The sequence below is a fragment of the Rhizobium sp. 32-5/1 genome, from assembly GCF_029537235.1.
Lineage (GTDB): Bacteria > Pseudomonadota > Alphaproteobacteria > Rhizobiales > Rhizobiaceae > Pararhizobium.
In genome coordinates this window covers 964,014-977,397 of the sequence record NZ_CP120638.1, presented here as the reverse complement: position 1 = coordinate 977,397, position 13,384 = coordinate 964,014, and the positions used below count along the sequence as shown (strand labels likewise).

General features: G+C 60.7%; 8 protein-coding genes and 4 pseudogenes. 3 read left to right on the top strand and 9 right to left on the bottom strand.

The window, feature by feature from the left end; translation table 11 throughout:
* Positions 1–16: 16 nt before the first annotated feature.
* Both P6U16_RS05090 and P6U16_RS05085 read right to left on the bottom strand, forming a co-directional pair.
* The gene (locus P6U16_RS05090) at positions 17–955 is read right to left on the bottom strand and encodes a hypothetical protein (RefSeq protein WP_277702856.1); all 939 of its coding nucleotides are present in this window, start codon (positions 953–955) and stop codon (positions 17–19) included.
* A 133-nt stretch (positions 956–1,088) separates the two neighbouring features.
* A pseudogene (locus P6U16_RS05085) lies at positions 1,089–1,477 on the bottom strand (GFA family protein).
* Positions 1,478–1,581: 104 nt separating this feature from the next.
* On the opposite strand from P6U16_RS05085, the gene P6U16_RS05080 reads away from it, so the two are divergent.
* Both P6U16_RS05080 and P6U16_RS05075 read left to right on the top strand, forming a co-directional pair.
* A complete protein-coding gene (locus P6U16_RS05080) occupies positions 1,582–1,965 on the top strand; it encodes a DUF6152 family protein (protein WP_277702855.1) in 384 nt (127 codons plus the stop codon).
* A 23-nt stretch (positions 1,966–1,988) separates the two neighbouring features.
* On the top strand, positions 1,989–2,462 hold the full coding sequence (locus P6U16_RS05075) for a DUF6644 family protein (RefSeq protein ID WP_277702854.1): 474 nt from the start codon (positions 1,989–1,991) through the stop codon (positions 2,460–2,462).
* A gap of 33 nt (positions 2,463–2,495) precedes the next feature.
* Here the strand turns inward: P6U16_RS05075 and betA are convergent.
* From betA to P6U16_RS05050, 5 genes and pseudogenes are all read right to left on the bottom strand, one after another.
* A pseudogene (betA, locus tag P6U16_RS05070) lies at positions 2,496–4,146 on the bottom strand (choline dehydrogenase).
* A gap of 232 nt (positions 4,147–4,378) precedes the next feature.
* A pseudogene (gene betB, locus P6U16_RS05065) lies at positions 4,379–5,821 on the bottom strand (betaine-aldehyde dehydrogenase); the annotation flags it as partial.
* A 2-nt stretch (positions 5,822–5,823) separates the two neighbouring features.
* Positions 5,824–7,362, bottom strand: a complete 1,539-nt coding sequence (gene betC / locus P6U16_RS05060; RefSeq protein WP_277702853.1) for a choline-sulfatase — start codon at positions 7,360–7,362, stop codon at positions 5,824–5,826.
* Positions 7,359–7,964 carry a transcriptional regulator BetI gene (gene betI, locus P6U16_RS05055; protein ID WP_277702852.1) on the bottom strand — a complete coding sequence of 202 codons (606 nt, stop codon included), beginning with the start codon at positions 7,962–7,964 and terminating at the stop codon, positions 7,359–7,361. The genes betC and betI overlap by 4 nt, the downstream gene beginning before the upstream one ends.
* Before the next feature lie 185 nt (positions 7,965–8,149).
* Positions 8,150–8,680 carry a YcxB family protein gene (locus P6U16_RS05050; protein ID WP_277702851.1) on the bottom strand — a complete coding sequence of 177 codons (531 nt, stop codon included), beginning with the start codon at positions 8,678–8,680 and terminating at the stop codon, positions 8,150–8,152.
* A 451-nt stretch (positions 8,681–9,131) separates the two neighbouring features.
* Here P6U16_RS05050 and P6U16_RS05045 point away from each other — a divergent pair, with 451 nt between their 5' ends.
* Positions 9,132–10,946 carry a GGDEF domain-containing protein gene (locus P6U16_RS05045; RefSeq protein WP_277702850.1) on the top strand — a complete coding sequence of 605 codons (1,815 nt, stop codon included), beginning with the start codon at positions 9,132–9,134 and terminating at the stop codon, positions 10,944–10,946.
* Positions 10,947–10,997: 51 nt separating this feature from the next.
* Here the strand turns inward: P6U16_RS05045 and P6U16_RS05040 are convergent.
* Both P6U16_RS05040 and P6U16_RS05035 read right to left on the bottom strand, forming a co-directional pair.
* Positions 10,998–12,528, bottom strand: a pseudogene (locus tag P6U16_RS05040) (ABC-F family ATP-binding cassette domain-containing protein).
* 459 nt (positions 12,529–12,987) lie between these two features.
* Positions 12,988–13,158, bottom strand: coding sequence for a DUF1344 domain-containing protein (locus P6U16_RS05035; RefSeq protein WP_277704012.1), 171 nt, complete (start codon positions 13,156–13,158; stop codon positions 12,988–12,990).
* Positions 13,159–13,384 lie beyond the last annotated feature (226 nt).

Below are 13,384 nucleotides of genomic sequence, written 5' to 3'. Positions count from 1 at the left end.
CGCTTACAGGACTGCATTACTTCACGATCAAGCCATCCCAGACTTTCAACAGGCGATCATAGTGGAAACCACTCATGGGGTGCTGGGCGATCATCATCACGGCCTTGCTGCCGTCGATCCGGAACCAGGCGATGCCGGCCAATGCCTTTTGAGTCTCCTTGTCCTTGCGCGTGTAGGTGACTTCGAGAACCCGGCCCTGTTTCATGTCGCGCATGATCGTGCCGAGGAATGCGGCGTCCGGATATTCCTGGGTGATGCGGGCACGAACCGTGGGGCCGTCGCCTTCGGCGGAGAGGACGCTTTGCCCCTGCGCATCGGCGACGAAGACCATGGCGAAGGGCTGGTCCGGTGTACTCGCCATGTCGTTGGAGGGGCCATCCGTGACGATCGCAACGCTGCCGACGATGACATCGGCGATGCGCATGCCGGCAAGATCGTCGAAGCGGTAAGGCAGGGCCGCTGCCCTCTGATCCATGGTCTGCGTGACCTCGATTGCCGTCAGCAGCGAGGCTTCCATCGCCGCTTTGTCGACCGCTGCCGCGGCATTGGCCGGAATGGCCGCTATCACCATGGCATTGCTGCCTTGCCCTTCGATGATCGCTGCCATCATATCGGAGTTGCGCGCCAGCATGTGGCCCTTGAAAAACAGGGCATGCCGACCGCCGATGGTGACCTCGCGCATTTCGTCCATCCGGGTAATGTTGTTTCCTTCGCCCTGGACGCTGCCGACTTCGCCGAGATCCGAAAGTTTCAAGGCGGCCTGCGGCGTCTGCATCACCATCACCACAGCCTTGGAGGGGTGGATGAACATGGTCAGAGGGTCGCGGGTCAGGGTGAACCCCGGCGGCGGCTCGATGCTCCAGCTGGTACCCGGCACGGGGACCGCCTCGCCAGCTTGGACAGTGACGGTGAGGAGCATCATTAAGGCACTTGTCAGGACTGCAATCAGGCGCATGTCGACATCCTCCCGATACGGACGACAGGGTAGAGTGGGCCTGCCGCTGCATCAACGGTAATTCCACGTCACTCGGGAAACGATGTGGGCGCGAAACTTATTCGTAAACCAGCGATCGGGGCCCTCGTTCGACCTAGTCCTCAAAGCGTCCCTCGGCATCCCTATCGCGGTCATATCGTTTCGCCAGCGGAAACGGCGGCAGCCAGGCCTCGCGACGGGTCGTCCAGAGTTCGTAGGTCGGCGTCAGTTGGTCAGGCGCATCCAGCGATCCGAGGTTGACCTCGATTTCGTCCGCGCTGCGCGAAAAACGGAGGAACCGCATCGCGAACAGAAGAACCGCCCGGCATAGTCTTGCGGTTCGCCGGTGACAGTGACCGCCTCTAGAGGGAAGATCGCGGAGGCATGGAAAAGCGCGCCGTGATGCTTGCGGCAGTCGAGGCAGTGGCAAATGCCGACCCGGTAAGGGGTGCCGGATGCCACAAGTCGGACATCGCCGCAGAGACAACCGCCTGAAAATCTCATGCCGCGTCTCCTTCGTCCGCATGCGTTCAAGAATCCGTGACCACCCTGTCAGTCGCAAGGCAGGGGCCCATGTCCTATCATACCGCAAACAAAGGGAGCCCGACATGACCATCACGCGTTCAAGTCTCTTTGCCGCTTTTGCTTTTTCGATATTGGCGGTTACAACCGCCTCGGCGCATCATGGCTGGTCGTGGGCTGAGGGCGAGCAGACCGAATTGACCGGAACGATCAAGGCTATCTCCTTTGCCCCGCCGCATCCGTCTCTTGAAGTAACGGCAGCGGATGGAACCGATTGGCAGATCGATCTGAGCAATCCCCGCCAGACCGAGCGCTCCGGTTTTGCACCGGGCTCTGCCAATGTCGGCGATGCCATTACCGTTCTTGGCAACCGATCACTGGACGAAAATGAAAAGCTGATGAAGGCCGTGCGCATTACCGTCAACGGCAAGGCCTTCGATATGTATCCGGATCGGATCAAGACGAACTGACCGCCGTCATGGATGGCCCCGTCATGAACGGCCTCCTCTGGCTGGAGCATTCGGGCATCGCTGCGGCAATGACATCCTGGCCTATGCTGTATATCGTCATCAGCGCCGCCCATATCCTGGCGATCGGCCTGATCGTCGGCGCCATACTGCCGCTCGATCTGCGTCTGCTCGGCTTCTTCCGGCAAACGCCGCTCGATGCCATCGCTCCGCTTCTGTCGCGCGTTGCGCAGGTCGGCGTGGTTTGCGCCGTCGTCACTGGCGCGCTGCTGTTTACCGTGCACGCCACCGAATATGCGGCGAATCCGGCGTTTCTGATCAAGCTCGGGCTTGTGCTGTCAGCCATCCTCAACGCGCTGATGCTCCACCTCGGTCGGGGCTGGCAACAGGCACTTGCACAGGGTGAGCGCCCGCCCGCCAGCGTCCGGATTGCCGCTGCTCTTTCGCTTATCCTCTGGCCGGGCGCCGTTCTCGCCGGACGCTGGATCGGCTTTCTCTGAAACCATCAGACGGCCGATGATCGCCGATCGATGCTACCGGTCGCTGGTCTCCCAGCGCGGATTGATCCACGGTTCCTGGTTGGAGCGTGGCAGCATCTGCTTGCCGAGGATATGGTCGGCGGCCTTTTCGCCGGTCATGATCGACGGGCCGTTGAGGTTGCCGTAGGTCACATGCGGGAAGATTGAGCTATCCGCGACCCGCAGGCCATCGACGCCGATGACGCGGGTTTCCGGATCGACCACCGCCATCGGGTCGTTCGCGTCGCCCATCCTGCAGGTGCCGCAGGGGTGATAGGCGCTTTCCAGATGCTCGCGCAGGAAGTCATCGATCTGGTCGTCGGTGGTCACAGCTTCGCCCGGCTGGATTTCCGGACCGCGATATGGATCGAAGGCCTTCTGGCCGAAGATTTCGCGGGTGAGGCGGACGCAGTGGCGGAACTTCTCCCAGTCCTCCGGATGGCTCATATAGTTGAACTTGATGACAGGATCGGCCTTCACGTCGGGCGAGCGCAGCGTCACGTTGCCACGCGATTTCGAGTGGTTGTAGCCGACATGCACCTGGAAGCCGTGGCTCCGCGCCGCCGCCTTGCCGTCATAGGAAATCGCCACCGGCAGGAAGTGATACTGGATATCCGGCTGCTTTATGCCGGGAGCCGAGCGCAGGAAGGCGCAGGCCTCGAACTGGTTGGAGATACCGAGGCCCTGCTTGAGGAACAGCCACTGTGCGCCGGCAACCCCTGCCAGAACCAGGGCAGCCAGGAATAGAGCGAGACAGGCTTGGTCGAAACCTGCTGGAAGTAGAATTCCATATGGTCCTGCAGGTTGGCGCCGACGCCCGGCCGGTCGGCCTTGACCTCGATGCCCATCTCCTGCAGATGCGCGCCCGGCCCGATGCCCGACAGCATCAGGAGCTTCGGCGAATTGAAGGAAGAGGCAGAGACGACGACTTCGCGGTTGGCCTTCACCACCTCGATTTTTCCACCACGCTCGATTTCGACGCCGACGGCGCGGCCGTTCTCGATGACGATCTTGCGGGCATAACAACGCAGCAGTTTGACGTTCGGCCGCTTGAGCGCCGGGCGCAGATAGGCGGATGCGGTCGACCAGCGCCGGCCATTGTGCACCGTCTGCTCCATCAGGCCGAAGCCTTCCTGCTTGGAGCCGTTGTAGTCGTCGGTCAACTCGAAACCGGCCTGCTGGCCGGCATCGACGAAGGCCTTGAACAGCGGGTTCTTGAAGGAGCCGCGCCGCACATGCAGGGGGCCGTCCGTGCCGCGCCACCCTCTTCGCCGCCCAGCGAGTTTTCCATGCGCTTGAAGTAAGGCAGCACATCGGCGTAACCCCAGCCGCGCGCGCCGAGCTCTTCCCACTCGTTATAGTCCTCCATCGAGCCGCGCACATAGACCATGCCGTTGATCGATGACGACCCGCCAATGACCTTGCCGCGCGGCGCGGTGATGCGCCGGTTGTTGAGGTTCGGCTCGGGCTCGGAGAGATAACCCCAGTTATAGCGGCTCATGCTCATCGGCCAGGCGAGCGCTGCCGGCATCTGGATGAACGGCCCGAAATCGCTGCCGCCATATTCCAGCACCAGCACGGTATTCTTTCCATCCTCGGAAAGACGATAGGCAAGCGCCGAGCCCGCGGAGCCGGAACCGATGATGATGTAGTCTGCCTGGTGCATGGCGGTGATCTTTCTTATCCCAGCATCCGCCGTTGGTGGCTTCTGGTGTCGAGTTATAGGGTCTGGCTGCCTCTTCTCCCCACCGGGGAGAAGGTGGCCCGCAGGGCCGGATGAGGGGAGCCCCAAAGTTGAAGTTTTGCCGTATCGCCCCCTCATCGCCTCGCATGCGCTCGGCACTTCTCCCCGTCGGGGAGAAGAGGCAGTAAAATCTCAATACGGCGAGATCGACCTTGCCCATCGCCACATAGACGCTCTTCAGCTCACTGTAGTGGTTCAGCGCTGCGATGGAGTTCTCACGACCGAAGCCGGATTGCTTGGAACCGCCAAACGGCACCTCGACCGGCGCCAGATTGTAGGCGTTGATCCACAGCGTGCCGGCCTCCAGCGCATCCACCACGCGATGTGCGCGGGTGATGTCCTGCGTGAACACGCCGGCCGAAAGACCGAATTCGGTGGCGTTGGCGCGGGCGACCACTTCATCTTCGCTGTCGAAATCGAGCACGCACATGACAGGCCCGAAGATCTCTTCGCGCGCGATCGTCGTGGCGTCCGTGACGTCGGCAAAGACGGTCGGCTGGATGTAGTTGCCGGCCGACGAGACGGAATTGGGAATGCCGCCGCCGGTCAGCAGCGTCGCGCCCTCGGCCTTGCCCTTCTCGATGTAGGAAAACACCTTGTCGAGCTGCGCCTTCGAGACCATCGGGCCGAACTGCGTCGCCTCGTCCATCGGGTCGCCGATGACGATTTTTTCGGTGCGCTCCTTGAGGCGCTTGAGGAACTTGTCCTTGATGCCCTTCTGGACGAAGACGCGTGTGCCGTTGGAGCAGACCTGTCCGGTCGAGTAGAAATTGCCGAGCATGGCACCGCCAATGGCGCTTTCGAGATCGGCGTCATCGAACACGATCAGCGGCGACTTGCCGCCGAGCTCCATCGTCACATGCTTGAGGTTCGAGGCCGCCGCACCGGCCACCTTCTTGCCGGTCTCGACAGAGCCGGTCAGCGAAACCTTGGCCACATCCTTGTGGTTGACGAGCAGCGGGCCTGTCGTCCGATCCCCCTGGATAACGTTGTAGAGCCCCTTCGGCAGGCCGGCCTCGATCAGGATCTCGGCGATGACAAGCGCGCCGAGCGGGGTGTTTTCCGATGGCTTGAAGACCATGGCATTGCCGCAGATCAGTGCCGGTGCGCCCTTCCAGCAGGCGATCTGCTGCGGATAGTTCCACGCGCCGATGCCGACGCAGACGCCGAGCGGCACGCGCTTGGTGAAGGCAAAATCGCCGCCCAGCGGGATATAGTCGCCGTTCAGCGCCGATGCGGCGATGCCGCCGAAGAATTCGAAGGCGTCAGCGCCTGATGTCGGATCGGCAACGATAGTTTCCTGGATCGGCTTGCCGGTGTCGAGCGTCTCGAGTTCGGATAGCTCGCGGTTACGCTCCCGCATGATATCGGCGGCGCGCTTCAGGATACGGCCGCGCGCCGTCGGGCTTAATGCTGCCCATTCGGGCTGGGCGCGCTTGGCGGCGGCAATCGCCTTTTCAACGATGGCGGGCGTCGCCGCATGCAGCCGGGCGATCACTTCGCCGGTGGCCGGATAAAGGCTATCGAAGGGTGCGCCTGCGGTATCCTCGACATATTCGCCGTCGATGAAGTGCGAGGCTTTGGGTTGGGCTTTCATGGTCATTCACCCCTCGGGTAACGTTTGGAATCCTCGAGATTATCGAGGTTCATGTGGTTGCGCATGTAGCGTTCGGATGCCTTTTGCAGCGGCTGGTGATCCCAGGGATAATAGGCGCCGTTGCGCAGCGCCTCGTAGACCACCCAGCGCCGCGCCTGGCTTTCGCGCACCGCCGCGTCGAATTGCGCCATATCCCAGCGCACTTCCCGCATATCGGTAAAAGCCTTCAACGTGGCGATGAGGACGGGATCCGTCGGGCCCTTGGCCAGATTGGTCAGCTCCAGCGGATCGGCTTCGAGGTTGAACAGCTGGTCCGGATCGAGCGCGCAGTGGATGTATTTCCACTTGCCCTCGCGAATGCAGACCATCGGCGCATAGGAGCCTTCCGCGGCATATTCCATCAGCACCGGCGAAATACGCTCCTCACCGTTGATGACAGGCACGAGGCTTTCGCCATCCGTCCAGGGCATGATCTCGTCCATGGAAATGCCGGCGAGATCGCAGAGCGTCGGCGTCACGTCGAGATTGGAGACGGGCGCCAGGTGCAGGCCGGGCGTGACGCCCGGGCCGGCCACCATCAGCGGCACGCGCGCTGAGCCCTCGAAGAAGTTCATCTTGAACCACAACCCACGCTCGCCGAGCATGTCGCCATGGTCGGAGCAGAACAGGATGATCGTGTTGTCGAGCATTCTGGTCCGGGTCAGCGTGTCGATGAGTTCGCCGACCTTTTCGTCGAGATAGGAGATATTGGCGAAATAGGCCTGGCGCGAGCGCCGCACGTTTTCCCGCGTCACGTCGAAAGCGACGTAATCGCAGGAATGGATGATGCGCAGCGAATGCGGGCACTGCTCTTCGATCGGCAGCGTGCCGACCTCCGGCTCGAGTTGGTCGCAGCCCTCATAGAGATCCCAGAACTTGCGGCGCGCCACATAAGGGTCGTGCGGATGGGTGAAGGACGCCGTCACGCACCACGGACGACGCCCCTGATCGTCGTTGTCGCGCGACAGCTGATAGAGCTTCTGGTTGGCGAGAAACGCCACCTCGTCGTCATATTCCATCTGGTTGGTGATTTCGGCGACGCCGGCACAGGTGACGGAGCCGAGATTGTGGTACCACCAGTCGATGCGCTCGCCGGGCTTGCGATAGTCAGGCGTCCAGCCGAAATCGGCGGGATAGATATCGGTCGTCAGCCGTTCCTCGAAGCCGTGCAACTGGTCTGGCCCGACGAAGTGCATCTTGCCCGACAGTGCCGTGTAATAGCCGGCGCGGCGCAGGTGATGCGCGAAAGTCGGGATCGAGGAAATGTATTCGGCGGCGTTGTCGTAGACCTGCGTCCGGCTCGGCAATTGCCCGGCCATGAACGAGGCGCGGGCAGGGGCGCAGAGCGGCGAGGATGTGTAGTTGTTGCGGAACCGGGCCGAGCGGGCGGCCAGCGCCATCATATGCGGCGCATGCAGAAAATCCGCCGGGCCGTCGGGAAAGAATTTTCCGTTGAGCTGATCGACCATGATGATGAGGATATTGGGCTTCTGCGCAGTCACAGGCTCGGTCCTTCGGTTTTCGAAACATGGCGCAGATGCGCGGTCACATAATCCTCGACCAGCGCGATCGAGGCATCGATGGTGACAGGCGCAGATTTCAGACCCTGCCGCAGATAGAGCCCGTCGATCATTGCCGATGCGCCCTCGGCAATCCGGGCGGCGTCCTCATGCGGGCAAAGAACCTTGAGGCTGGAAAGAAAATTCGACCGCAGCCGGCGAGCATAGACGACCAGCAGCCGGCGGGTTTCCTCGGAGCGCTGGGCTTCGGAATAGAAGGCAAGCCAGGCCGCAACCGTCTCCGGCGCAAACTGGTGCGCCTGGAAATTCACCCGGATGACGGCCGATAGTCTTTCCCGTGGCGTCGTCGCCTGGCTCAGCGCTGCAACGGTATCAATCCGCAACTGCCGCAAAAGGCTTCGGATCGTCTCGATGACCAGCTGTTCCTTGGAGCCGAAATAGTGATGGGCAAGCGCTGCCGAAACACCGGCATGGCGGGCGATTTCCGACATGGTCACGGTCAGCGAACCGTGGTCGCCTACGGCCCGCAACGTCGCATCCACCAGCGCCTTGCGACGCACCGGTTCCATCCCGATTTTCGGCATTGAAAATTCCCTTATTCAGGTCAGTTTATTTTTGATTGATCCATCAATCAATAAAAATTTTGGTATAGTTGGGGAATTTTCGGCGAGGCGTTTTCGACGGCTGACGGCCGGTTTGTCGGGCAACTATCGGAGCTTGGAAAACATCTGGAGTTGCAGATCTTCCAGTTAAGGATGCCTTGTGGACATTAATCTGTCCGTGTTTTTAATTGGACGAGGCTCCACAATTTGTCCGCATCTACCGGTGAAAAAGCTCTCCACGGAGCGAAGCGCCGGTTGCCAGCCTTCATCTTCATGATCAAATGCTTTTGGGTTTTGCTGGCCCGCTTTACCATTGACCACGGTATTTGAAGCGACGCACCTGCCGCGTCAGTCGTCGTAAGACCGGTCTCATCCGCCAAGTAGGAAACGATTTTGTTTTGCGATGGAAGCCTGATCCATTGCACAGCGCTCATTAGTAACATAAACGCCAGGAATCCGGAAAAAATTTGCAGACTCTGCTGCCAATCGTCAACGACTATCAGAAAAATCGCTTGCATCGGATCGGTCCAAATCGACGCAATTCCACTCGCGGAATAATAATAAAGCTTCAGTCCGACCAACAGTAAAAACAAAAGGACGAGAGTTATTACCATCGGGCGCATCGTGAAGCTCACGTTGTCGCCTTGGGTGAGGGTCGTGGTTCCGATGATTACGATTTTCGCTTCGGGTGTGTTCATTGATGACTCAGCTCCGCATATCCATCATGGTACATTCCACGGTGTCGCGATCTATATAAGTCGATTAATTTTTCTTGTTCAAGCCGAGGTGGGGATCCAGATTTCGCTCTGGCTTTGATCAAAAGTCATTGATCCAATCAAAAGATTGCGCCGTTGAGGCTGAGAGGAAAGTCCTGCATGAGAAATGGTGCTACCTGTCGCTTCCCCATTAAAAGCCCGCCGCATGGTATGGTATCTAATAGACTGGTCGATACATTGAGACGCCTTTTTGAATTCACTCCTTCTCTCGTGGCTGCCTGGGCGCTGCTGTCGGCAGCCTTTGTAGCAAAACATATCCTAACACCCTGCAGTCATTGAAGTTTCATCAAACTGTCATGCTGCGGCAACGGAATATTCAGGTCTTGGGGACGATTCTGCGCGCAATCTTATGCTCGCCTTCCGGAGTTCCTGCATGTCCGCCGCCCCTGTTGTCGCTTCCGCCGAAATGCTCTCGCTTCGCCGTTTCGGCAGCGATCAGATCGTCACCCTCGCCAAGCTCGCCATCGAAAATGCCTTCCAGCCGATTGCGGAAGTCGCGACCGGGGCTGTCTTCGGCTATGAGACGCTGATGCGCGGCTTTGAGCGGTTGGGCTTTGCCTCGCCGCTAGAATTGCTCGACAAAGCGGAGGAGACCGGCCAGTTGCTGGCGCTGGAGCATATGATCAACAGCCGCGCCTTTGCCGGTTTTGCCAGCCTGCCGGAATTCGCGACGCGCACGCTCTTCGTCAATTTCGACAGCCGGCTGATCGGCACCGAGGGCGACATGGTCGAGCGCATGGGCAGCCATTTGAAGCGCGCCAATATTCCGCCGTCCTCGATCTGCTTCGAGCTGTCCGAGCGTTTTGACAGCGGCCGCATGCCGGATTTTGCCGGTCTGGTAAAGCGCCTGCGGCTCGCCGGCTTCAAGCTGGCGATCGACGATTTCGGCGTCGGCTTCAACGGGCTGAAACTCCTGTGCGACCAGCCGGTCGATTACGTCAAGATCGACCGGCATTTCATCTCCGGCATCGACACCAACCCGCGCAAGCGTCATCTCGTCAAGCACACGGTCAACACAGCCCATGTGCTCGGCACCAGGGTAATCGCGGAGGGCGTCGAGACCGAGGCGGAATTCCTCACCTGCCGCGATCTCGGCTGCGATCTGGTGCAGGGCTATTTCGTCGCCCGTCCGACAGTGCACCTGGCCGATCTGCAGCCGGCCTATCCGCATCTGGAACAGAGCAGCCATGCCCGTCGCCAGCCGGCCTCGCTCGACAGCATCCTCATTCGCAAGCAGATCGAGCAACTGCCGGCGCTGCGCGAGAATGACGGCCTTGATTCCGTGTTCGAGCTGTTTCGCAAGTCGCCGCAGCGCAGTTTCTTCCCGGTTCTCAACGCCAATGGCGAGCCGCGCGGCGTGCTCCACGAATATCATGTGAAGGAGATGATCTATCATCCCTTCGGACGCGATCTTTTGAAGAACCATCTTTTCCAGCGCCACATCTCGCATTTTGTCAGCCCGGCGCCGATTGCCGATCTGGAGACGCCGGCCGAAGAGATGCTGAAGATCTTTGCCGGCATGGACGGCAGCGATTGCGTCATTCTTACCGAAAACATGCGTTATGCCGGCGTGCTCTCTGCCTCCTCGCTTTTGAAGATCATCAACGAAAAACAGCTGAAGACCGCGCAGGAGCAGAACCCGCTGACCGGGCTTCCCGGCAACCGCGCGATCCGCGATCACGTGCAGGATGCCGTGCTCGATGGCGATCGGGCGCGCTATTTCTGCTATTGCGATTTCGACAGCTTCAAGCCTTTCAACGATCACTACGGCTTCCAGAAGGGCGATCTGGCGATCTCGCTGTTTGCGGCCCTGATGCGCCGGCATTTCGTCGGCGAGGACAAGTTTCTCGGCCATGTCGGCGGCGACGATTTTTTCATCGGCGTCTCGGGCAGCACGCAGGAAGAATTGCATGCCGTGCTGACGACGTTGCTGGCCGATTTCAAAGCCGAGGTGCGCCAGCTCTATTCGGCAGACCATCAGGCCGCCGGCTACATGATGGGCCATGGCCGCAGCGGCGGCCAAACGGTGTTTCCGCTGATGCGCTGTTCGGTCGGCGTCGTCGGCCTGCCGGAGGGCCTGATGTTTTCCGACACACAGGCCGTCAGCGCCCGCATCGCCGAAATCAAGAGTCGCGCCAAGGACAGCGATAGCGGCCTGGTCTTCGAAACCTTCGGCAGGCGGGATTAAACGACTGATACGACGGGCCGATCCTGTTCGCAGGGCCGGCCCGTTGCATCATCAACCGTCAACCGCCCCCTTGATCGAGGCAAAAAACGCTTCCGGCCCTTCCAGCTCAACCAGCTTTTTCCTGTCGATCAGCCAGAAGCGGTTGCCGACATTGCGGACAAAGGAGCGGTCGTGCGAAACGATCAGGCAACTGGCCTGCTTGTCCAGAAGCTCGCCTTCCAGTGCTTCCTGACCATCGATGTCGAGATGGTTGGTCGGCTCGTCCAGCAGGTAGAAATTCGGCTCCTTGAGCCGCAGGAACAGCATGCCGAGGCGTGCCTTCTGGCCGCCGGACAATTGTCCGATCGGCCGCGCCTGCATCTCCATCGATAGCCCGGCGCCCGCCAGCAGCGACCGTGCCCGCTGGTCGCCGACATCGAAGCGGTGCACGAGGCTGTGCATTGGCGTTTCCTGTCGGCAAGATCAGCCAGCGCCTGGTCGCCATAGCCAAGCACCAGCGATGGCGTGGCCTTGATGCCGCTATGGCTCGCCTCCGGATTGGCGATCGCCTTGCGCAGCATAGCGACGAGCCGGGTCTTGCCGGCGCCGTTTGCGCCGAGAAGCACGATGCGGTCGCCCTGGCAGATGAACTGCTTGCCGGTGCGAAACAAAGACGTGCCGTCCGGCGTCGTGACGGCCGCATCCTCCAGTGTCACCAGAACCTTGGCATGGGTGCCGCGATTGGCGAGCCGGATCGCGCCGGCGGAACGCTCCAGATGCGCGGGTTTGGCGGCATTTTCCAGCCTGTCGGCGCGTTGCTTCAGCTGCTTGGTCTTGACGACAAGAAGGTCACTGCCGGAATTGATGCCGATATTGTTGAGCTTGGCCGCCTGCTGACGCAGTTGCTGCGCCGCCTTGATGTCGCGCTGATAGAGCCGTTCCTCGGAAGCGTCCGCCTCGTTGAGCGCGATCCGGGCGCGGCTATAGGGCAGGGGAAAACAGGACGATCGTTCCGGCCGCAGAAACAGCGTGCGGTTGGTCGTCGCATCGAGAAAGGCCCGGTCGTGGCTGGAGATGATGACAGGCAGGTCGCGCGGCAGCGCATTCAGCCAGTTTTCAAGCTGGCCGATCCGGGAAAGATCGAGATGGTTGGTCGGCTCGTCCAGCAGGAGCATGTCGGGCTCGGTGACGGAGACGCGGGCAAGCATGGCCAGCCGCTGCCAGCCGCCGCTTAAGTGCTTGAGTGCGCACTGACGCATGGCCTCCGGCACCTCCAGTGATTCCAGGACGATATCCACCCGCCAGCTTTCGCTCAATTGCTGCTCGGCGGGCAGGGCGGCGAGCACGGCCGCATAGAACGTGCTGTCAAACAATGCGGGCGGTACGTTCTGCTCGACGGTTCCGATCGTCAGGCCGCGGGCCTTGGTGATCTCGCCGTCGGTCGGCTCGCTCTCACCGGAGATGCAGCGCAGAAGGGTGGATTTGCCGCGGCCATTGGCGGCAACAAGGCCGATGCGGTCGCCGACATTGACGGTGAGGGTCAGGCCGGAAAAAGACGGGTGCTCAGCGTGACGCCGAGATTGCGAAGGGTGACAAGGCTCATGATCGTTCTCTGGTCTTGCCGGCGATCAGATGGCCCGGGGCATGCAGCCATCGGCGGACGATCGGATCAGGTCACGGCAGTTTTTAGATAGCGCCAGCCAAAACAGCAGCCGGCAGTGCCACGAAGGGCAGACCAGGAAGAAGGATGTTGAGAAACAGCCTCTGGTCAGCCCTGCAAACGCATTTGCAGGGCATTGACGGGGCCACGCTGGCGATGGTGCCGGAAGTAAACAGTCATGCGCAGCCCTCCTTTCACGAGTGATTGCAAGCGTGGAAATACCATCGGGGACGCATGGGATCAAGAGGGACCTGATCGGGTATCGACGGCGAGGTGCCTGCCTGCCCCGACCATCCTCCGAAAAGACAACGGGCCGGAATCCATCATGGATGCCGGCCCGTTTCCGCATGATCCCGAAGCGTCTAACCGCGGTCGGGTACGCTCATGCCCGACGAAATGCGGCTATTGCACCAGCGTGACCGCTGTTGCTTCATGTTTCTTGTTCACGGTGTCATAGGCGATCTTGACCTTTTCACCGGCCTTCAGCCCCGGATCCTTGAAGTTGGGCGGAAGCTGGTAGGCGGTGCCGTTGCGCAGGGTCAGCATCATCGCCTTGGCGTTGTAGGACTTGATCGTGCCTACGGTGCTTTGGGCGGCGAATGCTGCCGAGGAAAGGAGATCGCGGCAATGACAGTCAGTGATGTCAGAAGAGCACGCATGGGCGTCGTCCTGGTTTGGCCCGAACAGGGGCTGAACGATGAAACCGTCCGGAACTCGTCGCGTCGCGGCCGCTCCGGCCGCCGGCGTTTCCCGGTTTCGAGGAGGAAGCTAGGCGCAGTCCCGACCCGTTTCAAATTAA